This window comes from Arthrobacter sp. Z5-13, assembly GCF_056499105.1.
Genome location: NZ_CP096460.1, coordinates 1,365,554 through 1,388,637 on the forward strand (window position 1 = coordinate 1,365,554; position 23,084 = coordinate 1,388,637).

The 23,084-nt window shown below is 61.4% G+C and carries 20 protein-coding genes; 11 read left to right on the forward strand and 9 right to left on the reverse strand.

Features of this window, described 5'->3' with window-relative positions; translation table 11 throughout:
- Nucleotides 1–558 precede the first annotated feature (558 nt).
- Complete coding sequence (locus M1E02_RS06505; RefSeq protein WP_479377285.1) at nt 559–1,332, reverse strand: alpha/beta fold hydrolase; 774 nt, start codon at nt 1,330–1,332, stop codon at nt 559–561.
- An 84-nt stretch (nt 1,333–1,416) separates the two neighbouring features.
- On the opposite strand from M1E02_RS06505, the gene M1E02_RS06510 reads away from it, so the two are divergent.
- Nucleotides 1,417–3,183, forward strand: a complete 1,767-nt coding sequence (locus M1E02_RS06510) for a GNAT family N-acetyltransferase (RefSeq protein WP_479377286.1) — start codon at nt 1,417–1,419, stop codon at nt 3,181–3,183.
- 27 nt (nt 3,184–3,210) lie between these two features.
- On the opposite strand, the gene M1E02_RS06515 is transcribed toward M1E02_RS06510, so the two are convergent.
- Nucleotides 3,211–4,008, reverse strand: coding sequence for an alpha/beta fold hydrolase (locus M1E02_RS06515; RefSeq protein WP_479377287.1), 798 nt, complete (start codon nt 4,006–4,008; stop codon nt 3,211–3,213).
- A gap of 38 nt (nt 4,009–4,046) precedes the next feature.
- Nucleotides 4,047–4,649, reverse strand: coding sequence for a hypothetical protein (locus M1E02_RS06520; RefSeq protein WP_479377288.1), 603 nt, complete (start codon nt 4,647–4,649; stop codon nt 4,047–4,049).
- Between the two features lie 525 nt (nt 4,650–5,174).
- Between M1E02_RS06520 and M1E02_RS06525 the strand changes: the two genes are divergently transcribed.
- From M1E02_RS06525 to M1E02_RS06535, 3 genes are all read left to right on the forward strand, one after another.
- On the forward strand, nt 5,175–6,929 hold the full coding sequence (locus tag M1E02_RS06525) for an ABC transporter family substrate-binding protein (RefSeq protein ID WP_479377289.1): 1,755 nt from the start codon (nt 5,175–5,177) through the stop codon (nt 6,927–6,929).
- A 104-nt stretch (nt 6,930–7,033) separates the two neighbouring features.
- Entirely contained in the window at nt 7,034–8,572 is a 1,539-nt protein-coding gene (locus M1E02_RS06530; protein ID WP_479377290.1) for an ABC transporter permease, read from the forward strand.
- A gap of 1 nt (nt 8,573) precedes the next feature.
- The gene (locus M1E02_RS06535; RefSeq protein ID WP_479377291.1) at nt 8,574–9,665 is read left to right on the forward strand and encodes an ABC transporter permease; all 1,092 of its coding nucleotides are present in this window, start codon (nt 8,574–8,576) and stop codon (nt 9,663–9,665) included.
- A 21-nt stretch (nt 9,666–9,686) separates the two neighbouring features.
- On the opposite strand, the gene M1E02_RS06540 is transcribed toward M1E02_RS06535, so the two are convergent.
- Entirely contained in the window at nt 9,687–10,316 is a 630-nt protein-coding gene (locus M1E02_RS06540; protein WP_479377292.1) for a PH domain-containing protein, read from the reverse strand.
- A 79-nt stretch (nt 10,317–10,395) separates the two neighbouring features.
- On the opposite strand from M1E02_RS06540, the gene M1E02_RS06545 reads away from it, so the two are divergent.
- Nucleotides 10,396–12,222 (forward strand): ABC transporter ATP-binding protein, encoded by a 1,827-nt coding sequence (locus tag M1E02_RS06545; protein WP_479377293.1) that lies wholly within the window; start codon nt 10,396–10,398, stop codon nt 12,220–12,222.
- Between the two features lie 32 nt (nt 12,223–12,254).
- Here M1E02_RS06545 and M1E02_RS06550 read toward each other — a convergent pair whose 3' ends face one another.
- Nucleotides 12,255–13,223, reverse strand: coding sequence for an SGNH/GDSL hydrolase family protein (locus M1E02_RS06550; RefSeq protein WP_479377294.1), 969 nt, complete (start codon nt 13,221–13,223; stop codon nt 12,255–12,257).
- Nucleotides 13,224–13,495: 272 nt separating this feature from the next.
- On the opposite strand from M1E02_RS06550, the gene typA reads away from it, so the two are divergent.
- Nucleotides 13,496–15,424: a translational GTPase TypA gene (gene typA, locus M1E02_RS06555; RefSeq protein WP_479377295.1), complete on the forward strand. Its 1,929-nt coding sequence runs from the start codon at nt 13,496–13,498 to the stop codon at nt 15,422–15,424.
- A 107-nt stretch (nt 15,425–15,531) separates the two neighbouring features.
- Here the strand turns inward: typA and M1E02_RS06560 are convergent, their stop codons facing one another.
- Together M1E02_RS06560 and M1E02_RS06565 are read right to left on the reverse strand one after the other, a co-directional pair.
- Nucleotides 15,532–16,035, reverse strand: a complete 504-nt coding sequence (locus M1E02_RS06560) for a helix-turn-helix domain-containing protein (RefSeq protein ID WP_479377296.1) — start codon at nt 16,033–16,035, stop codon at nt 15,532–15,534.
- A 41-nt stretch (nt 16,036–16,076) separates the two neighbouring features.
- On the reverse strand, nt 16,077–16,328 hold the full coding sequence (locus M1E02_RS06565; protein ID WP_479377297.1) for a putative acetyltransferase: 252 nt from the start codon (nt 16,326–16,328) through the stop codon (nt 16,077–16,079).
- A gap of 154 nt (nt 16,329–16,482) precedes the next feature.
- On the opposite strand from M1E02_RS06565, the gene fdxA reads away from it, so the two are divergent.
- The 3 genes from fdxA to M1E02_RS06580 all read left to right on the forward strand — a co-directional run bounded on the left by fdxA (nt 16,483) and on the right by M1E02_RS06580 (nt 19,500).
- Nucleotides 16,483–16,809 (forward strand): ferredoxin, encoded by a 327-nt coding sequence (gene fdxA, locus M1E02_RS06570; RefSeq protein WP_050685972.1) that lies wholly within the window; start codon nt 16,483–16,485, stop codon nt 16,807–16,809.
- 14 nt (nt 16,810–16,823) lie between these two features.
- On the forward strand, nt 16,824–17,972 hold the full coding sequence (gene dapC / locus M1E02_RS06575; RefSeq protein ID WP_479377298.1) for a succinyldiaminopimelate transaminase: 1,149 nt from the start codon (nt 16,824–16,826) through the stop codon (nt 17,970–17,972).
- Nucleotides 17,973–18,201: 229 nt separating this feature from the next.
- The gene (locus M1E02_RS06580) at nt 18,202–19,500 is read left to right on the forward strand and encodes a citrate synthase (protein WP_479377299.1); all 1,299 of its coding nucleotides are present in this window, start codon (nt 18,202–18,204) and stop codon (nt 19,498–19,500) included.
- A 199-nt stretch (nt 19,501–19,699) separates the two neighbouring features.
- Here M1E02_RS06580 and galE read toward each other — a convergent pair whose 3' ends face one another.
- On the reverse strand, nt 19,700–20,713 hold the full coding sequence (gene galE / locus M1E02_RS06585; RefSeq protein WP_479377300.1) for a UDP-glucose 4-epimerase GalE: 1,014 nt from the start codon (nt 20,711–20,713) through the stop codon (nt 19,700–19,702).
- Between the two features lie 112 nt (nt 20,714–20,825).
- Between galE and M1E02_RS06590 the strand changes: the two genes are divergently transcribed.
- Both M1E02_RS06590 and M1E02_RS06595 read left to right on the forward strand, forming a co-directional pair.
- On the forward strand, nt 20,826–21,506 hold the full coding sequence (locus tag M1E02_RS06590; RefSeq protein ID WP_479377301.1) for a TetR/AcrR family transcriptional regulator: 681 nt from the start codon (nt 20,826–20,828) through the stop codon (nt 21,504–21,506).
- A 63-nt stretch (nt 21,507–21,569) separates the two neighbouring features.
- On the forward strand, nt 21,570–22,181 hold the full coding sequence (locus M1E02_RS06595) for a hypothetical protein (RefSeq protein ID WP_458111500.1): 612 nt from the start codon (nt 21,570–21,572) through the stop codon (nt 22,179–22,181).
- A 44-nt stretch (nt 22,182–22,225) separates the two neighbouring features.
- Here the strand turns inward: M1E02_RS06595 and M1E02_RS06600 are convergent, their stop codons facing one another.
- Nucleotides 22,226–23,080 carry a hypothetical protein gene (locus tag M1E02_RS06600; RefSeq protein ID WP_479377302.1) on the reverse strand — a complete coding sequence of 285 codons (855 nt, stop codon included), beginning with the start codon at nt 23,078–23,080 and terminating at the stop codon, nt 22,226–22,228.
- Between the last annotated feature and the right edge of the window lie 4 nt (nt 23,081–23,084).

Sequence of the window (23,084 nt, forward strand, 5' to 3'; positions counted from 1 at the left end):
CGTCTGACCTGGGGTTTGGTCTTCCTGACTTTGGGTGATGCTTGACGACAAACTGATTCTGTTGGTTTGTCAGCGCCAGTCTAGAAGCTCTCCGGTCGCCAGCCCGATAGATCCTTGTCCGCGGGCTGGAGAGCTTCGTTCAACAAACTCGGTCTGAATCTGCTCGGCGAACGCTTCATTCATGAGCTTGTGACCAGCGACCTCTCGGTATCCGACGCTATGTATGAAGTCGGCGCATGGCGCAAAAGATGAATGCGACGCCCCCATAGGGTGTCGCAGAGTAAGACGTTGGTCTGTACCGGAACTCGGTGGAGTTTAGAGCCGCTGAGAACCAGTCCGAATGCTTGCAGCCGCAACCGCCAGCCAGCAGGCCAGCGCATTCACGTCCGGCGAATTGACCAGATTGCACTGTCGGACAACTGTGCGGGCATCAACGCGGCTTCCTGGGCCCTGCGGCGATCGCATCGGAGCGTTGCAGGGCTGATGAATCGGAAGAAGCGCGGCGAACAGACGAACGGTCGGCTTGAGGCCGACAGTGAGTAAGCGGTCGAGTAATAGTCAGGTGGCGACGTCCTGGCTCAGAATGCTGGGCCAGGTCTCGACATCTCCTGGTGTGCGGGCGACCGTCAGCGTTGCTTGCGGGAGCAGCCCGGCAAGGGATTCCGCGGTTGACAGCGGGTGGCCCGGATCATCGACCCACGCCAGGATCGTTGTCGGTACGTGGATTCGCGCGAGGGAATCAGGAGCAGGCAGATCACTGAGTGCCGCGCCTCGAAACACCCACGGCAACAGGGCGCCGTCGACGTCGGGCACCGTCTCCGGGGCACCAGTCATGGCTGGCGGCGGTGCCGCTCCCCGCGTGGTGGCCAGGAATGCCTCGACACCAACGGACTCGATGAGCGCAGCGGAAACCCGGTAGTTTTCAGCTTGTGCAGCTCGGGTTCCCCACGCGGTGGGCGGCACCATAAGCGTGAGCCCGGTAAAGCGGTCCGGCTCGCGGGAGGCGGCGTGCAAGAGCGTGCCGGTGCCCATGGAGGGACCAACCCCGTGTACACGTTCTCCCGGGAACCAGTGATCGAGCAGTCGCAGGAGATCGTCGGCGAGGCTTTCCCATTGATAGTCCTCGGGAACCTTCCGTCCCGTCGAGCGGCCATGGCCGCGTGCGTCGTACCGCAGCAGCCGAGTTCCACTAAGCCCCCGACCGAGGTCGAGGTTGAGCACCCGATCGTGCGCGCGGCTTGAGGTAAGGCCGTGGAGTTGGACAACTGGATGTCCGCCTTCGTCGCTCAAAGCAACTGCAAGCTCGGCTCCGGGAACCTCGAAAGTGGGCATCAGGCTCCTCGTTTCGTTACTGACGGCTGCGCCGCGAGCGGCCGCGTTGAGCATTCAGGCTATCTGGGCGGATAGGATACTGCCATGCGGCTGACCAACGTCACGCACCTGCGCCTACCGTTCGGACGACTTTGGGGCTATGACGTCAGTGTGTCTGCTCTCCACGGGCGTCTTCCTGTGTCCTTTGACCAGCGGCTGCATGTGGGGGCAGGCGACCGCCCCGGCTCCTGGATGGCATTGTCTTTTCGGCTGCCTACACCAACCCGTCGTGATGCTATAGCCGATGCCTGGCTGGCTGTAGTCAACCGTCACGGAACACTTCGAACGGCGTTCGTGCCCGGAGCCGACGGTGATCCGGAGCTCCACGAAATATCCATTGGTCAGGGGACATGGGTGGAGCATCAGGTATCTCCTGGTCAGGCCGTCAATGACGCTGTGAAGGAAATTCTCGACGCCACATGTTCGCCCTACGCACAGCCCTCGCACCGGCTGTGCGTATTGGAGACTGCTGCTGGACTTACGGTCGTGATTGCGGCCGACCACGCCCACGTCGATATGTGGTCGATGCTGGTGATCGCGCGCGACCTGTTGTCGGTCCTGGAAGCTGGGAGTGCGAGCCACGAACTGTTGCCCGGGCCAGCGCCCGCATTTGTTGAACACACACAAGCACTGCTGGATCGGAATGCGGCGCCGGACCACGTGCGTCATAGATGGAAGGACATCATCGGGGACAGCGGCGGCGTAATGCCGCAATTCCCCCTGCCGCTGGGTGCGCCGGATCCCCAGCGCGAGCGCGTAGAAGTGCGGGACGTGTTCGACGTCGACGACGCCGCGGCATTCGCTGCCCAGGCCCGCAACGACGGTGTCTCGACCCTCGCACTCGCTGTTGTTGCGATGACTGCAGTGACCCGAGAGTTGGCAGGAACCCCCCTTCGAGCCGTTTTCCCCGTACACAGCCGCTTCGACGACAACTGGCATGACTCAGTCGGCTGGTTTATTACCAATTCCGTGCTTGAGTCGGCGGTGGCGGAACCACACTCTGCTGCGGCCGCGGTAAAAGAGGCAGTACAGCTCGGCTCGTGGCCGCTCGCGGATGTGCTGGCTCCATGGGGCGGCATGCCTGTAGCTCCAGGTATGTTCGCGATCTCCTGGCTGGACCTGCGCAGGCTGCCGGTGCGAATCGATTCTGTCGGACTCGACGCCCACTATGTGAGCGCGACAATCGACACCGACAACGTAATGCTTTGGTTCATCCTGGACGAGTCCGGTCTGCACTTGAGATGCCGGTATCCCGACACCGATGAGGCCCGATTCAACGTTGGGGGATGGCTTGATCTGCTGGTTACCCGTTTGCAGGCGGATGCGCGATCCTCGGTTCGAGGACTGCTGCGGGTGGCGGGCCGGACCTTCAGGCTGGAGCGGGCAAACCGCGATGACGTTGGGGCCATTGCCGCGCTGCTCTCCGATGATCAGTTCGGTCCTGATCGCGAGTGCGTTGAGCTCGAACGATACGAGGCCGCCTACAGCGTGGTTGTTCGCGACAGTTCCAATTATCTGGGGGTTGTCCGCAATGGTGCCGATCGCATCGTTGCCACAATGCAACTGACTGTCATTCCAGGTCTTTCCCGCGGTGGGTCTTCCCGGCTACAGATCGAGGGACTCCGGGTTGCGTCCGCGGAACGTTCACAGGGCTTGGGGACGGCGATGCTTGAGTGGGCTCACAATTTCGGGCGGACACGCGGGGCGGAACTGGCACAGGTGACCACAGACGAAGCACGGGAACGGGCTCGAGCCTTCTACACCAGACTCGGATATCGGACTGCTCATGTCGGGTTGAAACGGCGCATCTAGGCGCCTCATCTTCCCGTCCCTAGTTAGCTACGAATGACCTCTGTCCGGTTCAAGGCTGCACCGCATCAGCCAATCCTTCAATAGGGCGGCGGTGAGGTCCGGGCGTTCAAGGTGAGCGTTGTGGCCGGCGGCGTCGAGCACCGCATAGGTGCCGCGAACATAGTGGTCCCTCAGGTTCCACCCGTCCTCATATCCTGTTATATGGTCCTGACGCCCAAATAGATGCAAGGAAGGCGCTTCAAAGGGAGCAGGGTGAGCGACCTCCGGTTCGACAGAGAGCGCGTAGTCCGCCCCCACCCGTTCCAGAACGGTTTGGTTCGCGCCGCGAAGGCCGGGAAGTGCGTACCGGATGAATGCATGGAGTGTGGCCTCGCTCTGAACGACGGTCAACTCTTCGTAGTCGTCCCTCACCTGACCGGCCGTAGCCAGGACGGAAGGATCGTTTCGGACAACCTGCCGAGGGGGAAGGCTGCGTGCTTGATGGACTGGTTCGAAGACACCCGCAAGAGTGGCCAGGCCAAGGACCTGATCCCGGAGTTCGTGCGCTACGTACCGGGCGATCATGCCGCCGTAGGAATTGCCGATCACCGCGAACGGTTGGTTTCCTAGATAGTCCTGGATGTCCTCCAGAGCCCCTTGTGCGACCTGGGTTGCGCTGGACGCGTGAATGTCGGTGTTCCCTTCAGCCCAAGGGAGGTCAATGTAAATGCGCTGCCACCCGGCACCATCGATGACGTCCTCCAGCGGGAGCATGATTCGATGGTCTACCCCGAATCCGTGGACGGCGACGAGGGGGAGACCTTCTCCGGAGACATGAGCAATCACGAACCAGAGCATACTAGCCTCAGTCGATGCAGCAGATTTCAGGCCGGGTTGACGTGCACAATGATGACCTGGACGTCCTTGGATCGGTCGTAGCGGAGATCGTAGGTAATTCGGAGCCCCGTCGATTTACCCGACACCAGTGCGAAATTGCTCTTGTCCTCCGGGCTGCTGGAGGTGGATTTGTTCCAGCGCTCCGCCGAATCAGAAGGGATGCCGTACCGGTCTACGCCGTCACGAATCAAGGCAGTGTAGTCCTCCAGCGAATGGGCCGCGAGGAAGTACGTGACCTCGCTGAAGAAGGGCCCCTTGTTCATGCCGTTCAGGCGTAAGCGGTCAGTTCTGGCGCTGATGCTCCCTTGGGGTCCTGCAATATCCAGCGTCATGGTGCCGCTGCTGATCGTGACGTCAGGGGCTTGGCTCGTGCCGTCCTCGAGGCCGACGCTCTCTTTAGTGAGCTTGCCCGAAGTCATATCCAGCCGTGCGGCTTTGGACGCCTTGATTCCTGCAATAGCCGCGGCATCCAGTGTTGAGTACCCGTTGGCGGCGGTGGCCGTCGCAGTTGCGTCACTGCCTCCATGGTGCACGACACAGCCGGTGAGCAGCAGCGGTACGAGCAGAAACGACGCGGCAACGCATCTCATATGGGGCCACTTCGACCGCCTCCGCCGACAGCAGGCGCGGGAATCGATAGGGTCCCAAATCGACAACGCGCGCCAGACAATCATTTCGTTAGGTTATCTGGGCTCTCCCCGATGTCCGCCGCAAGCGATGCGGAGGCCAGGCCGAAAGCGGCTCGAACTTCCAATGAGGCGATGAAAAACGGCCTGTGCAGGAGGGCCAAATGGAGGGCCATTCTTCTGCCGCCTCTCCTTCAAGTCGGTGATTTCAGTGATTGAGGATTAACAGCAGAGGCGCCAATTCCTTTGAATCAGGGCTTTCGTTGTGATTGGGGATTGTTCCCGACAAGTAACAGGCATGTTGCGTCGAGGAGGCCAAAAGCGGCCGGGAACTGCCCTTGGTTGCATCTCGATAACAAACCTTACTAAGAGGTAACTTTCGCGCCAGCGGCGATACTTTCGGGTCTAGGCTTCTTCTCATGTGAGACACGGCACAATCCCGCCTGGGATTGCGGCGGTCTTTTTCCAGACGAAAACATAGGAGGCGGAATGCGTTTCGGACGTATTTCCAAAGCAGTTGGCCTTGCGGCTGCTGCAGCGCTCGCACTGAGCGCCTGCGCAACGCAGGGTGGCGGCGGCAATTCGACGCCAGCACCTAGCGCGAAGACCGGCGGTACCGTGACCGTGGCGGAGGTGAACGGCTTCAGCTCGTTCAACCCGGGCACGGCGGACAACAACGTGGATATCAACGGCCGCATCGGCTATGCCACCCACTCGAACTTCATCTACATCGACAACAAGCTGAACATTGTCAAGAATGACAAGTTCGGTACGTACGAGAAGACCTCCGACGATCCCTTGACGGTGAAATACACCATCAAGGAGGGCGTCAAGTGGTCTGATGGCGCGCAGGTCAGCGCTGCGGACATGATCCTCTCCTGGGCATCAGGTTCGGCGTACTACGACAGCGATGCAACGACGTACTTCACCACCGCTGCGGATACGTCGGGTCTGAATCTGACGGATTTCCCGGAGATCGGTGATGATGGACGCACCATCACGCTTAAGTACTCCAAGCCCTTCGCTGACTGGGAGCTTGCTTTCGGCACTGCCGGAAACGGTGGCATCGATGTTCCGGCTCACGTAGTTGCCAAGCAGGCTGGCCTCGCTGACGCTGATGCTCTTGTAGATCTCCTGAAGTCCATCCCGCGTGGCGCGGCTTCGGGAGACGCTGCAACCCTGAAGAAGGTGGCCGATTCCTGGAATACGGGCTTTGACGCCACTTCATTGCCGGCAGACTCGAGCCTGTACCTTTCAAACGGGCCGTTCATTGTCAAAGACATGGTCCCGGACCAGTCGATGACCCTTGTACGGAACAAGGACTACAACTGGGGTCCGGTTCCGAACATCGACGAGGTCGTTGTCCGTTACATCGGTGAAGCTCCCGCCCAGGTTCAGGCGCTGAAGAACGGCGAGGCAGACATCATCGCCCCGCAGGCTTCCGCCGATACCCTTGAGCAGCTCAAGGCACTTCCCGGCGTCACGGTCCAGACGGACAAGCAGCTCGCCTACGATCACCTCGACCTCAACTTCAGCGGCGTTTTCGCAGAGCAGGATGTACGTACTGCATTCATGCTGAGCGTGCCGCGCAAGGACATCGTGGACAAGATCGTGAAGAAGCTCGATCCTGAAGCTACTCCGCTGGATTCCCAGCTCTTCGTGCCGGCTCAGGCTTCCTATGATGAGACCGTAAAGGGCAACGGATCCTCGGACTACAGCGATGTGAACATTGACAAGGCTAAGAGCCTCCTCGCCGGTAAGACTCCGGAAGTCCGCATCATGTACAACAAGGACAACCCGAACCGCGTCGATGCGTTCTCCCTGATCCGCGAATCCGCAGAGAAGGCCGGCTTCAAGATCGTCGACGCCGGTCTCCCCAAGGATCAGTGGAGCAAAGCCCTGGGTGACGGCAGCTACGACGCTTCGATCTTCGGCTGGATCAACTCGGGCGTCGGCGTGACCGGTGTACCGCAGATCTTCAAGACGGCTGCAGGAAGCAACTTCAACGGCTTCTCCAGCCCTGAGGCGGACAAGCTGATGGACGAGCTCGTGGTCACCACGGACAAGGCCAAGCAGGATGAGCTCCAGGTGAAGATCGATGCGCTGATCTGGAAGAGCAGCTACGGGTTGCCGCTGTTCCAGTCGATCGGTGTCGATGCCCACAGCGACAAGGTCACCGGCGTTCAGTACATGCCAAACCTGACCGGTGTCTGGTGGAACATGTGGGAGTGGTCGGTCAAGTAGTCTGATCGATTTCTCAGGCAGGGAGGAGCGTTGGGATCGGGCAAGTGGGTCCCAGCGCTCCTGTCTGTGTCATCCGTCGCATCTTCCGATCCGAGGTACACCCCATGGTGACGTACATCGTCCGGCGGCTCATCACAGCCGCGTTTATCCTGCTCGGCGCCTCATTCGTCGTCTACATCCTGACGGCCATCTCCGGTGACCCCCTTGGAGAACTCCGAGCCCTTAACACCGCCAACCGCGATCAGCTCATTGAGGCCCGCATTGAACTGCTGGACCTGAACACTCCGGCCCCCATCCGATATTTCAAATGGCTCGGCGGGGCCGCCCAATGCCTCGTTCCATTCGCTAATACCTGCGATCTCGGCCGCAATGTCACCGGCCAGCCAGTCACCGAAGCTCTCGGCCTGGCGCTGATCCAGACCCTCTCGCTCGTTACCGCAGCCACCGTGCTCGCCATCCTGATCGGCGTCGCGCTGGGTATTGTGACCGCCCTGCGGCAGTACAGCACCCTTGACTACGGCGTTACGTTCATGGCGTTCCTGTTCTTTTCTTTGCCGATCTTCTGGGCGGCCGTGCTGCTCAAGGAATACGGTGCCATTGGTTTCAACGACTTCCTCCGGAACCCCGACATCCCTTGGTATACAGCATCCGGCATAGGTATCCTCGCCGGAGTTGTCCTTGCGGTCGCTGCCGGAGGCGACATCAAGCGCAGGCTGATTCTCGGTGCGGTCGGCTCCGGCTTTGTCACTGCAATCCTCGTTGTGGCATCCGTTACCCGCTGGTTCACGACTCCAGGCCTCGGGATCGTTGTCATCCTGTTGGCCGGTGTGGGCCTGGCTTTCGCCATTACGGTCCTTGTTTCCGGTCTGCAGAACAAGAAGGCCTTGTACACAGGGCTCACCGCGGTGGCAATCGGCGTCGTCGTGTACTTCCCGATCCAGGGACTGTTGAACGTGGCCACGCCACTGATGATCTTCATCCTGGCCATTGTTGCCGTTCTCGTGGGCGTCGGTGTTGGCTGGCTCTGGGGAGGCTACGACCGCGGTCAGGGAATGCGGGTTGGTGGAATCACTGCCTTCCTCGTCGGAGGACTCATCGTCCTGGACCGCTTTATGCAAGCCTGGCCCTCCTATTTCAACAACGGGAAGATCAGGGGAAGGCCAATTGCCACCATCGGCGCAAGTACACCGAACCTTGAGGGTGACTACTGGGTCACCACCCTGGACTCCTTCACCCACCTGATCCTGCCCACCATTGCCCTGATTCTCATCTCGCTGGCGAGCTACACGCGTTTCACCCGCTCGTCCATGCTCGAGGTGATGAACATGGACTACATTCGTACGGCGAGGGCGAAGGGTGCCACCGAGCGTTCAGTGGTGATGCGTCACGCTTTCCGCAACGCCCTCATCCCTATCGCCACAGTTGTTGCATTCGACATCGGAGCACTGATCGGTGGCGCAGTCATCACTGAACGCGTGTTCTCCGTGCAGGGCATGGGAACGCTGTTCTTCGACGGGCTTGGACATGTAGACCCCAACCCGGTGATGGGCGTTTTCATCTGCACGGCCGTTACGGCATTGGTATTCAACCTCGTCGCTGACCTGGCCTATTCAGCACTCGACCCGCGCGTAAGGGTGAAGTAACATGACTCAGCCATCCCAACAGAACGAAATTCTGGCCGAGCGGGCTGCGAAGCTCGAGGAGCCCTTGGCCGGCATCGAGGACGTCCGCGAGGCGAAAGGCCTGAGCCAGGGCCAGATCGTCCGCAAGCGTTTCTTTGGACACACCGGAGCCCTCGTAGGGCTCATCACCTTTGCCTTCATCTTCCTGCTCGCCTTCACGTCATTGGGCTGGGCGGGCATCCCGGGCTGGTGGAAGTACAGCCACATCGACGTCGCACCGCTGGTGAACGACGGCGCTCCCACCCTCTCGCTGACGTCCATCGGCGAACACCCCTTTGGGCAGGATCGCATTGGCAGGGATCTCTTTGCCATGACGATGCGCGGCGCACAACAGTCCATCACTGTGATGTTCATCATTGGGCTGATCGCAGGCCTGATCGGGGTTGTCGTGGGCGCTCTTTCCGGCTACTTCCGCGGCTGGACCGAAGCGGTGCTGATGCGCATTACGGACATCATCATCATCGTCCCGGCCCTGCTGCTGGCTGCGGTGGTATCGCAGATAGCAAACCGTCGGGACTCCGGAAGCTGGTTCTCCGCCTTTGCAACGAACTACGGCATCGTGGTGCTCGGTGTATTTCTGGGATTTGTGGTGTGGGTGGGCCTCGCGCGGCTGGTACGCGGCGAGTTTCTGTCCCTGCGGGAACGTGAGTTCGTTGACGCGGCCAGAATTTCCGGCTCAAGCAACGCCCGGATCATCTTCAAGCACATCCTGCCCAACGCCATCGGTGTGGTGATCGTTAACGTCACGCTCACCATGTCTTCAGCCATCCTGCTGGAGACCTCCCTCAGCTATCTCGGCGTGGGTGTAAAGGCTCCCGATACCTCCCTGGGCCTGCTCATCTCTCAAAACCAGGAAGCCTTCTCTACCCGCCCCTGGCTCTTCTGGTGGCCGGGCCTGTTCATCGTAGTCATTTGCCTTTGCATCAATTTCATCGGCGACGGGCTAAGGGACGCTTTCGACCCCCGGCAAAAGAAGTTCAACGCCAAGAAGGCCGCAGACTCCGCTACCAGTCCGGCACCGGCAGCAGCCATCGATTTCTCGAAAGGCGCCTAAATGGCAGCCTTGGCAGAATCGTTAGAACAGGAGAATGGCGCCGTAACCGGCGCCGGCGAGGATCACGGTCACGGCTACGCGGGACCAGACGACGGCGGTCCGCACCTGTGTCTCTTCGGCTTGCCCGGACTCCACACCGCCGCTTTCCAGGAGCTGCTGCCAGCGGGCCCTGACAATCTGGGCTGCGGCGCCGGAGTCAGTGCTTTTGAGATCGCCGGGGCGCACGAAGTTCCCGGGCCCATAGCTCGATTCAGGCAGTCCGCGGAGATGGTCGGGGTGCGCGTTGCGGCCTCCCCAGATCCCCGGCGCCGGCGCAGCCCAGGCCGAATACTTCCCACGTGGCGTGATCAAGGTGAGGGAGTAGCGTGTGTCGACCTGAACCAAGGCTTCCCACGGGACCTCCACCACGCGGAACGGATTCTCGAGGGTTACTCCGGTATCGCTGACTGTAACGGCGGGACGCCAGAACAGCAGCCAGCCGAGGTAGGCCACAAACAGCAGGGGAGGAGTGCCGGCCAGTGCCGCCGTTCCGCCGCTCAGCACGGAGACCACAATGCCGAACGCCGCTACAGCCCAGCAGGTCCAGGCGAACAGCCGGCTGATGCCAGGTTGGAAGACTTCGACATTTTCGGCGTTGGGCAAGGGACTCATGCCTCCAATAATTCAGGATTCAGGGCCACGGAACTAATCACCCTCTATTCAGTGGCTCCGGTGAAAGGAAACCCAAACCATGACTGATAATCTCAGCCCTTATCCCGCCGCTACCGGCGGCCCGGAATCCGCCAAAAGTCCCGTAGTCCTTGAGGTGCGTGACCTCAGTGTTGACTTCGGAGTGGACAAGAAGTGGGTGCCCGCGGCGATCGGCTTGAACTACGAGGTGCGCGCGGGAGAAGTCCTGGCCATCGTCGGAGAGTCGGGCTCCGGCAAGAGCGCCAGTTCGATGGCATTGCTCGGCCTCCTTCCCAGCAACAGCAGGGTGACTGGCAGCGTTAAGCTGGCAGGAAAGGACCTGCTTGGAGCCGATGAAACCAATCTGCGAAAGATCCGTGGCCGGGACGTCGCGGTGATATTCCAGGAGCCCATGACGGCACTCAACCCGGTTTACACCGTGGGCGCCCAGATTGTGGAAACACTCCGGCTCCACAATCAGATGTCCCCGGACGAGGCCAAAGAGCGGGCCCTGCACATGCTGGACCTCGTGGAACTTCCCGATCCTGAAAAGGCCTACAAGTCCTATCCGCACCAGCTCTCCGGGGGACAGCGGCAGCGTGCCATGATCGCACAGTCGCTGTCCTGTGACCCCAAGCTGCTGATTGCTGATGAGCCAACCACAGCCCTGGACGTTACGGTCCAGGCCGAGATCCTGGATCTCATGAGGAACCTGCGCAACAAGCTGGACAGCGCAATTGTCCTCATCACCCACGACATGGGTGTTGTGGCCGACCTCGCGGACAGAATCGCCGTGATGCGCAAAGGCCTCATTGTTGAAACGGGCACGGCAGAACAGATCTTCAGCAACCCTCAGCACCCCTACACCCAGGCGCTTCTGGCGGCTGTGCCGCATTTGGGGCAAGGGGCCGATACCGACGTCGAGGTGGACGTCACCGCGGCCTTGGCCGCTGCGACGCAAGCAGAGCTTACGTCCGTCGATCCTGAGGAACTCGTTCGCAGGGAACGTGAGAACGCTGCTGCCCTTGCTGCCGCTGAGGCAGCCAGGCCCAAGGGCGATCCGGTCCTCGAACTGACTGACGTCGCCATCGAATACCCCAAGCAGGGAAGGGTTCCGGCTTTCAGGGCAGTAGAGGGCGCCAACCTGGTCATCTATCCCGGTCAGGTGGTGGGACTGGTAGGGGAGTCAGGCTCAGGCAAGACCACCATCGGTCGTGCCGCCGTCGGCCTCTTGCCTGTCGCCGCGGGAACAATGCGGGTGGTGGGGGAGGACATCTCCGCGGCCAAGAAAAACGGGAAACAGCTGCACCAGGTGCGGCGCCATATCGGCATGGTGTTCCAGGATCCTTCATCGTCCTTGAACCCCCGGCTTCCTATCGGTGAGAGCATCGGCGAGCCGATGTTCCTTGCGGGGGAGGCCAAGGGGTCAGCGTTGCAGAAACGGATCGAGGCCCTGCTGGACCAGGTGGAACTGCCCCGGGACTACCGCAACAGGTATCCCCACGAGCTATCCGGTGGCCAGAAACAACGGGTAGGAATTGCCAGGGCACTGTCCCTCAAACCCAAACTGATGGTGGCGGATGAGCCGACGTCGGCCCTCGACGTTTCCGTGCAGGCGAAAGTCCTGGAACTGTTCCAGAACCTGCAGAAGGAACTCGGCTTCGCCTGCCTTTTCGTGACGCATGACCTGGCGGTGGTGGACGTCCTCGCAGACAGGATCTGTGTCATGCAGCGTGGACGGATCGTGGAGCAGGGAACCCGGGACCAGATTCTCCGCAACCCGCAGGAAGCCTACACTCAGCGGCTTCTCGCCGCCGTTCCGTTGCCTGATCCCGAGAAGCAGCGTGAGCGCAGGGAATTGAGGGCTCAGTTGGCAGGGATCGAGTAGCAGTACAGCGCTGAGGGCCGGGACGTCGGCCCTCAGCCCAACTGGGGACCCGGCCCCTCACCTGGTAGGGGAGCCTGAAGACGCAGTTGGGCCAGACGTCCTGCCAGCAGCTGGCCGAGGGCTTTGTGGCCGTGCGCGTCCATGTGCACGCCGTCAGCCATGTTCCGGGCGAGGCCATAACGGGTCAGCCAGTCGCCCACGCTCACGAACGGCAGGGAATGTTTGGCGGCAACAGTGCCCAGCAGCGCGTCAACTTCCGTGCGGCGGCCTCCGCCGTGCCCGGCTCCCTTTGCCAGGGTGCCGATCATAGCCATTTCCGCATCCGGGTATCTCTGCTTCAAGGCGGCTATCAGCCGCTCAGCGTTGGCGACGATCTGGGTATCGGTGGCTCCCTTTCCCGCATCGTTCCCGCCGCCTTCAATTACCACCAGGGGCAGCGAACCGTATGGCAGCGTCCACTCTCCTCGATTCAGGGCGTCTATATAGTTCCCGTAGCGCCCGTTCGCCGCGACGAAACCTGTTCCACCCTTGCCGCAGAAGACCACCTTGTAGCCGGCGGCGGCCAACCCGGCACGAGGCCAGGAGTTGGACGGCTCGGACTGGGAATCGCCAATGAGCAGTACCGTGCGGCGGACATCGGCCACGATGAGTTCATTCTGGCCAGTGGCAGGATTCAGGTAGATCGAACCGGGAGCTAACGCGGCCGGATCGGGGAGAGCGGGTCCTTTGGGTGCAGGCGCAACAGCTGTTGACCGGGCCCCTGGCCCCGTCTTGGCACCGGTCGCAGAGGACTCCGCGGTGCGGGGGGATTTTGTCCCTGAGGCTCCGGTTGAATGATCTGATCCCGGCTTGGCAGCGTCGGAAGGTGCCGGCGTTGCTTCCGAGGCGTTGCCGGCCCTGGCGGCGTTAGGTGAGGCGGGTGGCTGTCCGCAACCAGTCATGATCAGGCCCAAAACGACCATCGGCATGGCGGCGCGGTACAGAGCCGTGGCAATTGGCATTGATGGTCTCCGGACTTCCTTGCAAGTAACACAGTCATCATGGGCTATCAAGTCAGGAATATCCAGTGACTTTAGCTTCATGTCCGCAACGCTCTGCTCACGATTTGGTCACGGTGCCTACCGGGACTGTTTTTCGCTTTTTAGGCCAATAAATGCACGTTCGACTAGACTTGCTATAGGTGCCCTGTGCAAAGGGCCTGATCTGTCGTGCGTTCCGATTGGAAATGTCGCGATACTACAGCTGACTTCACCATCGAATCGAGCCATTACGCATGTCTGAAACCACCACCAAAACCGCCGCAAACACTGCCTCGCGCAGTGATCTGCGCAACGTCGCGATCGTGGCCCACGTTGACCACGGCAAGACCACCCTGGTCGACGCCATGCTCAAGCAGACCAACTCCTTTGCCGAGCACAACCATCTCGAAGACCGCGTTATGGACTCGGGTGACCTGGAGCGCGAAAAGGGCATTACCATCCTCGCCAAGAACACGACGGTTGCCTACAACGGCCCGTCGTCCAAGGGCGAGACCATCACCATCAACGTGATCGACACCCCGGGGCACGCTGACTTCGGCGGCGAAGTCGAGCGCGGCCTGTCCATGGTTGACGGCGTTGTGCTCCTCGTTGACGCCTCCGAGGGTCCCCTCCCGCAGACGCGCTTCGTACTGCGCAAGGCCCTGGCTGCCCACCTTCCCGTCATCCTGCTGGTCAACAAGACGGACCGCCCCGACGCACGGATCGATGAAGTTGTCCACGAGTCCATGGACCTGCTCCTCGGCCTGGCGTCCGACCTCGCTGACGAAGTTCCGGACCTGGACCTGGACAAGATCCTCGAAGTTCCCGTGGTCTACGCGGCAGCCAAGGTTGGCCGCGCTTCCCTCGAGCAGCCGGCAGATGGCACCGCCCCGGAAAACGAAGACCTGGAACCGCTGTTCCAGACCATCATCGAGCACATCCCGGCACCGACCTACAACCCGGACGGTGTCCTGCAGGCGCACGTCACCAACCTGGATGCCTCGCCGTTCCTTGGCCGCCTTGCCCTGCTCCGTATCTACAACGGAACCCTCCGCAAGGGCCAGACCGTTGCCTGGGCACGTGCCAACGGCGAGCTCAAGAACGTCAAGATCACCGAACTCCTGGCCACCAAGGCCCTGGATCGCGTACCCACCGAATCCGCAGGCCCGGGTGAAATCGTCGCCGTCGCCGGTATCGAGGAAATCACCATCGGTGAGACGCTCACCGACGCCGACAACCCACAGCCGCTGCCGCTGATCACGGTGGATGATCCTGCGATCTCCATGACCATCGGTATCAACACCTCGCCGCTGGCCGGCAAGGTTAAGGGTGCCAAGGTCACCGCCCGCCAGGTGAAGGACCGCCTGGACAAGGAACTGATCGGTAACGTCTCCATCAAGGTGCTCCCCACCGAGCGTCCGGATGCCTGGGAAGTCCAGGGCCGTGGCGAGCTCGCACTGGCTATCCTCGTGGAGCAGATGCGACGCGAAGGCTTCGAGCTGACCGTCGGCAAGCCGCAGGTAGTCACCCGGACCATCGACGGCAAGATCCACGAGCCGATGGAACACATGACCATCGACGTGCCGGAAGAATACCTCGGCGCTGTTACCCAGCTCATGGCAGCCCGCAAGGGCCGGATGACGAACATGGCAAACCACGGTACCGGCTGGTGCCGCATGGAGTTCATTGTTCCCGCGCGTGGCCTGATCGGTTTCCGCACCAAGTTCCTGACGGACACCCGTGGCGCAGGCATTGCAGCCTCCATCTCCGAGGGCTACGAGCCGTGGGCCGGCCCCATCGAATACCGCACCAATGGTTCGATGATCGCCGACCGCGCAGGCGTCGTGACACCCTTCGCCATGATTAACCTCCAGGAGCGCGGTTCCTTCTTCGTGAAGCCGACCTCTGAGGTCTACGAAGGGATGATCGTTGGCGAGAACTCCCGCGCCGATGACATGGATGTCAACATCACCAAGGAAAAGAAGCTCACCAACATGCGTGCCGCTTCATCCGACACCTTCGAGAACCTGACGCCGCCGCGCGACCTGACCCTCGAAGAGTCCCTCGAATTCGCCCGCGAGGACGAGTGCGTTGAAGTGACGCCGGACTCCATCCGTATCCGCAAGCTCATCCTGGACACCAACGAGCGTGCCAAGGCCAACCGCGCCCGCGCCAAGGTCTAACCAGGCGAGGCCCAATCCGGCCAAGCTTCATAAAGCAGCAACCACAAAACTGCCAGTACGGCAGGCGGTCCGCCGTCGTCGTACTGGCAGTTTTTGCTTGTTCTGTTTCAGTCGGCCGAAGGATCCCGGTGGTGGGCAATCATCAGCGACGTGGCCTCGCCGTCGTCATCGGGCGGCAGTTCCGTGTATTCCTCCAGGACGGCCTTCAGTTTTGCCAGCATTTCCCCCCGGCGCTGAGCGTTGAACTTTACGCCCAGGCGCCACACTTCCATGTCAGTCGGGGGCAGGCCCCTGGTCTCCTGCAGGAAGGTCTCGATGAGGATGGGGGAGACGTTCGGCAGGGGTGTCCGCCACGATTCCTTGCTTGCAATGTACGGTACCTCGGTGGCTCCGCGCTTGCCCTTCCTGCGCTCTTCCGTGAGCAGCAGTCCGGTACGCACAAGGATGCGCACATGGTGAAGGCTGGACGCCGGATTAATTTCCAACAGCTCGGCTATTTCCTTGTTGGTGCGCGACTGGTGAAGGCATAAGCGCAGGATCCGCAACCTCAGCGGGGAGTTTAATGCACGCTCCCTTGCCGCCAGGTCTGCTTCCGTGCCCTCGTCATCCATAGTGGCTAGTGTAGTCAGCCACGGAGGGGCTGCAGAAGCGCTCAGGCAGAGCGGCGGGCGCGCCGTCGGGGCGGCGCCGGAGGGACTTCCTTCGCGGCCACCACAAGGGCCAGGGGTATGACGACGTCGGTGCGCCGCGTACGCACTGTGCACTCCCCGCCGGTGACAGACACAGAAATAAGATCTCCCAGGGCATCGGTGAGTCCGCCCTCGATCCTGTACCGGACTACGACCCGCGTTCCGGGGGCTGTGCCGGCGAGGAAGTCCTGAGGCGTTTTCGGTGGGGAGGTCACCCCTTCATCGTAAATCGGCCCGGCAGTATGACGCTCCGCTACGTTCGCGCGAAAGGCTGGGAGATAATAGGCTCGGAAGTCGATAAGTCCGGCGCGCGCGCCGGAAGCATTAACTGGCAGGATTGCCGGAACCAACGTGGAAAGGCAAAGGGACGTGACGTACGTAATCGCGCAACCGTGTGTAGATGTCAAAGACAAGGCATGTATTGAGGAGTGCCCCGTCGATTGCATCTATGAGGGTGAGCGGTCCCTCTACATCCACCCCGACGAGTGCGTGGACTGTGGCGCCTGTGAACCGGTGTGCCCCGTTGAGGCAATCTACTACGAGGACGACACCCCGGATGAGTGGGCCGACTACTACAAGGCCAACGTCGAGTTCTTTGACGACCTCGGTTCGCCTGGCGGAGCTGCGAAGGTCGGCAACACCGGTAAGGACCACCCCATGATCGCCGCCCTGCCCCCGCAGAACCAAGACCACTAAGGGCGGACGCGCCAGTGACCTCTGCCCTCCGCAGCTTTGGCCTCAGCCTTCCTGACTACCCGTGGGAAGCCATGGCGCCCTATCTCGCTACGGCGGCAGCGCATCCCGGCGGAGTAGTGAATCTGTCCATCGGCACTCCCGTAGACGGCACTCCTGCCCTGATCCAGGACGCCTTGCGCCGCGCTGCTGATGCTCCCGGCTACCCGACGGTCCATGGGACCCAAGGACTGCGCGAAGCGATCTCCGGCTGGTTCGAACGGCGCCGCGGCGTCCCCGGGCTGGATCCCCGGGACATTATGCCTACCGTTGGCTCGAAGGAACTGGTGGCCTGGCTTCCGTTCCTGCTGGGACTCAAGGCCGGCGACGTCGTCGTGCGTCCTACTGTTGCCTATCCCACCTACGACATCGGCGCTACATTTGCGGGCGCCGTTCATGTGGCAGCCGACGACTTGGACGAGCTGGATGCCCCTACGCGCTCACGCGTCCGGCTGATCTGGATAAACTCTCCAGCCAATCCCACCGGCAGTGTCCGCGACGTCGCTTCCCTCCGAAAGATTGTCGACCAGGCCCGGGAGATCGGCGCTGTGGTTGCCTCAGACGAATGCTACGCCGAACTGGGCTGGGACGAATGGGACCTGCAACTCGGCGGGGAAGCCGTACCAAGCATCCTGGATCCACGGGTCTCCGGCGGCTCCAATGAGGGTCTGCTGGCCGTGTACTCACTCAGCAAGCAGTCGAATCTTGCGGGTTACCGGGCAGCTTTTGTTGCAGGCGATTCAGCCATCATGGCCAACCTGGTTAACAGCCGCAAGCACGCCGGCATGATTGTGCCCTATCCCGTTCAGGAAGCGATGCGGGTGGCTATCGGGGACGACAACCACGTGCAGCTGCAAAAGGACATCTACCGTTCACGCCGGCAACGGATTGTCCCGGCGCTGAAGGAATTCGGCCTGGAGATCCAGGAATCCAAGGCCGGCCTCTACCTCTGGTGCACTGCCGGCGAGGCCACGTGGGACACCGTGGGGAGGCTGGCGGAGCGCGGAATTGTTGTAGGCCCGGGTGTCTTCTACGGCGATGCAGGCCATGGCTTCATCCGGGTGGCACTGACCGGAGCGGACGACAGAATCGACGCTGCAGTTCAACGGCTCTCCGTAGCGCCGTAACAATCATGTGACTCGTGCCACAACTCGGCGGTTTTGCGGCAGTTTCGTAAGGGTCGGATTAGTACCACCTGCGCGGGGGCGGTACTTTTTAACTGAATATCAATGGTGGCTTTCTACAGGAAGGCAGCCCGGCTGTTGGAAACCTGCCTGTGCAGCGACTGCGGACGGTCCCACCTGATGTTGGATCAAGCTTTCTAGAGAGGCCCAGAGGCCTCATGAAGGGGACTCCATGACTGAGACCACCAGTACTGAGACCACCAGCGCAGTCCTGCGCCATGCGGGCGGCGAACTCGAACTGCCCCGTATCAAGGTTGTAGAAGGAAACGAAGGCTACGACGTTTCCCAACTGCTCAAGCAGACCGGGGCTGTCACCTTTGACCCCGGCTTTATGAACACCGCCGCTACGACTTCGGCCATCACCTACATCGATGGTGACGCAGGAATCCTGCGGTACCGCGGCTATCCCATCGAGCAGCTTGCCCAGCACTCAAGCTTCCTCGAGGTCTCGTACCTGCTGATCTACGGCAACCTGCCCACGCCTACCGAGCTGGACGGGTTTGACCAGAAGATCCGCCGGCACACGCTGCTGCATGAGGAGCTGAAGGGCTTCTTCGGCGGCTTCCCCCGTGACGCCCACCCGATGCCCGTGTTGTCGTCGGCCGTGTCTGCGCTCTCCACCTTCTACCAGGACTCCCTGGATCCGTTCAACGAAGAGCAGGTGGAACTCTCCACCATCCGCCTGATGGCCAAACTCCCGGTCATCGCGGCCTACGCGCACAAGAAGTCCATTGGCCAGCCGATGCTGTACCCGGACAACTCTATGAACCTGGTGGAGAACTTCCTGCGGCTCAGCTTTGGCCTTCCGGCTGAGCAGTACGAGCTGGACCCCGTGATTGCCAAGGCCCTGGACCTGCTCCTGATCCTGCACGCGGACCACGAACAGAACTGCTCCACCTCGACGGTGCGCCTGGTGGGCTCCTCCAACGCCAACCTCTTTGCTTCGGTGTCTGCCGGCATCAACGCGCTCTTCGGCCCGGCCCACGGCGGCGCCAACGAGGCTGTGCTGAAGATGCTCCGCCAGATTCAGGCCGACGGCATCAAGCCCGAGGACTACATGGAGAAGGTCAAGAACAAGGAAGACGGCGTCCGCCTCATGGGCTTCGGACACCGTGTCTACAAGAACTACGACCCCCGCGCCAAGATCATCAAGGCGACGGCGCACGAGGTCCTCACCAAGCTCGGCGGCAATGACGAATTGCTGGACATTGCCATGCGCCTCGAAGAGAAGGCGCTTGGTGACGATTACTTCATCCAGCGCAAGCTCTACCCGAACGTGGACTTCTACACCGGCCTGATCTACAAGGCCATGGGTTTCCCGGAGAAGATGTTTACTGTCCTGTTCGCAATCGGCCGTTTGCCCGGCTGGATTGCCCAGTGGCGTGAAATGATCAACGATCCGAACACTAAGATTGGGCGCCCGCGCCAGCTGTACATCGGCGAGCCCGAGCGCAACTACCCGGCCCGCTAATCCCCACCGGCTCCCAAACCTCGCACGCTCGGTTCGGGTCCCTCGCCAGTGTGGGCCCTCCCACCGGCTCCCAAACCTCGCACGCTCGGTTCGGGTCCCTCGCCAGTGTGGGCCCTCCCACCGGCTCCCAACGACGACGGCGGCCGCTCACCTTTCCAGGTGAGCGGCCGCCGTCGCGGTTAACCCGCGTTTTAACCAGCTAGGAGTTGTAGCCCTGGGGGTTGTTCTTTTGCCAGCGCCAGTGGTCCTCGCACATCTGGTCGATGGTCTTGGTGGTGGACCAGCTGAGGTCGGCCAGGGCTGACGCCGCGTCGGCCCAGAAGGCGGGGAGGTCCCCGGCACGCCGGCCCGTGATCTCGTAGGGGATTTCCCGCCCGACGGCTTTTTCAAACGAACGCAGGACTTCAAGCACGGATGAGCCCTTGCCTGACCCGAGGTTCCAGCGGAAAACTCCGGGGCGGTCTGCGATGTGGTTCAGGGCTGCGAGATGGCCCTCGGCCAGGTCGACGACGTGGATGTAATCACGCAGGCAGGTTCCGTCAGGGGTGTCGTAGTCGCCACCGAACACCATGAGCTTCTCGCGCCGGCCCACGGCGACCTGGGCTATGAACGGCACCAGGTTATTGGGAATGCCCTGCGGATCTTCGCCGATCCGGCCGGAGGGGTGGGCGCCGACGGGGTTGAAGTAGCGAAGCAATGCAATGTGCCAACGGTCATCAGCGGCCCCGAGGTCAGAGAGGATGTCCTCGATCTGCTCCTTCGTGCGGCCGTACGGGTTGTTGGCACCGATTTCCATTTTTTCGACATAGGGGATCTCGTTGTGCTCGCCGTATACGGTCGCCGAGGAACTGAAAACAATTGAGCGTACGCCGTGACGGTCCATGGCGCGGAGGAGGTTCAGCGTTCCCACCAGGTTGTTGTAGTAGTACTTCAGGGGCTCCTGAACAGACTCACCCACAGCCTTCAGACCCGCAAAGTGGATCACGGCGTCTACATTCTCTTTGGCGAAGACGGTGTTTACGGCGTCTTCGTCCACCAGGTCCACTTGATGGAAGGCTACCTGCTTGCCGCTGAGCTCCGAGACCCGCCGCAAGGCTTCGTCACTTGAGTTCACCAGATTGTCTATGACCACAACATCATGGCCCGCCTCCTGAAGGGACAGGACCGTGTGCGAACCGATGTAGCCGGTGCCGCCAGTTACCAGAATTCTCATGGCTCCACGCTATCCCAAATTGCCGTACCCGCACTGAACGGCCGGAAGTGCTACGAAACTGCGGCCGGTGTGCCACCGACGTTTGCCCGCACATGTGTGCTAGATAGGACTGGTGCCCAAATACGTAGACGCCGACCTGCGCCGGCAAGATGTAGTGGAAGCTGTATTCAGGATCATCGCCAGTGATGGCCTTGAGCGCGCATCGCTCAGGGAAGTTGCGGACGAAGCAGGCCTTGCGGTGGGCTCAGTCCGCCATTATTTTTCCAGCAGCGAAGAACTGCTGGTGCACTCGTTCGGGGTGGTGGTGGATCGGATAACCAGCCGCCTTGATGAAGCAGCTCAGGCCGTAGCCGCATGCGCCCCTGCTACCACAGAGCATAGAGCGGCTGTGTTAACCCTGTTGGGCCAAATCCTTCCGCTCGATGAGGAGCGGGCAGTGGACAGCTGCGTCTGGCTCGCTTTCAAGAACGCTGCCCGCATCAGGCCCTTCCTGGCTGCGGAGGCTGACCGGAGTCACCGTACCGTTGCTGCCGCCATGGGGCAGTTGGTCATGGAGCTGACCGCACCTCCGCCGGATGTCGACGGCGGCACTATCGGCGGTACGACTGGGCAGGCCGGCGGCCATACTGTCGATCGGCAGGTCCTCGTCACTGAGGCAGAGCGCTTGCTTGCCATGCTGGAGGGCCTGAGCATGCACGCGCTGCTCCAGCCGGAGTGGATGACGGCCCAGATGTGCCACGACGTCCTGGAGTCCCATCTGGACACCCTTGCCGCTCCCGCCAAAGGCCATTAACGCGGCCACATATCGGGAATACACTGGGACGGGGGAGATCCAACATCAAGGGAGGCCATTCGGATGCACCAGACAGGCGGTCCCGCCTGGGGGATCACCATGGACACCTCAGGTCCCATGCTCATCGCCCTCTATGTACGGGACGCCGCAGGGCTTGATGGTGCCGGCCGGCCTGCCCTCTCGCATGCAGCCCCAAAGGTTCACCGGGCGAACCACAACCACCTCACTGCCGATGTCGGCGGGATCAGCGCACTCAAGACCGAGTGGGAAGCCTGGTGGGAAAAGCTGCTGAGATCGCACCCGCAGATGACGCCGGACCTGACTCCTCCTTCCTTCGAGGCGTTCGCCAATTCACCTGCCCTCCAGCGCGTGCTGCAGGCACATTTTGGCGGTGCACTTAGCTGGGCGCGTGAACGCAGGAGCGACTACGCCACTCTTGAAGCCGAACGGGAGGCGGGAGGCGCCTGCCAGCTTCTTGGCGACATTGTGGAGGACAGGCTGATGGAGGTAGGCCGGGAGTCGAGGGATTTCAACCTGACCATTATTGAGTTGCCGCTCGATGAGCCGCGGGCATGGTACCTGGAGCCCGACAAAATAGTGATGAGTCAGGACCTCTTGTCACACCCGGACACCTTCAGGAGCTATGTCCAGCCTGTTGTGGAGATGCTCGCCTGACTTCTGCTCGCCTCTGTATGAGCTTGTCTGACGACTGGGACTGGCTACGGAGAATCCTGGGTGGCCACAGTGACGGAGACCCGACCATCTGGTGCACCGCTTGGCTGCCAGCCATTCCGCGATTCCCTCATCCAGCTGTACCCCGACACGTCGACTGACGTCAGGGAATGCTGCTTGGCGTTGGCTACAGCCCACTGGGCGATAGCCCATGCCTGGCTCTCATTGGCCTGGACCACCAAAACGGAGCCCTCCAAGGACGCTGGAACGTCGCCGAATGTCGACGTCAGTTCGTCCAGCACCACCTGGGGATCACCCGCTTCTTCCGGGGCGCGCAGGGTGCAGTCGAGCGCGGCGGTGGACTGCCCAGTCAAAGCAGAAGCAAAGGCCCTCGCCATGCCCTCATGTTGGGCATAGGCACGCGGGAAGGCCGAGCGCTGGACCTGCTGGGCGGCAGCGGTAATTTCCAGCTCTTCGTAATCCGGAACCTTGACCAGGACTGCGTAGAACGCAGCACTGGCGTAATGCGGATCCATGACCTGCTCTTCGCTTCCCCAGCCTTGGGAGGGCCGTTGCTGGAATAGCCCACGGGAGTCCGGTCCTGCCTCGTCTCCATACCTGATATTCCGCAGTTTGGATTCCTGCATGGCGGTAGCCAGGGCAATCGTTGCAGCCCTTGGGGGAAGGCCGCGCTTAACGGCCTCCCCGGAAATCAAAGCCGCGTTGCCTGCCTGATCCGTTGCCAGTTCGGCCCGCTGGTCACCGGCAACGGCCGTACAGCGTTCAACGATCACATTCTCTGACCGCTGCACGATGGACACGGCGATGTAGATTGCACCAACCACGAGGGCCAGTGTCAGCACCAGCACTAATGCGCGGCGACGCCCACGTCTGTGTGCCACGAAG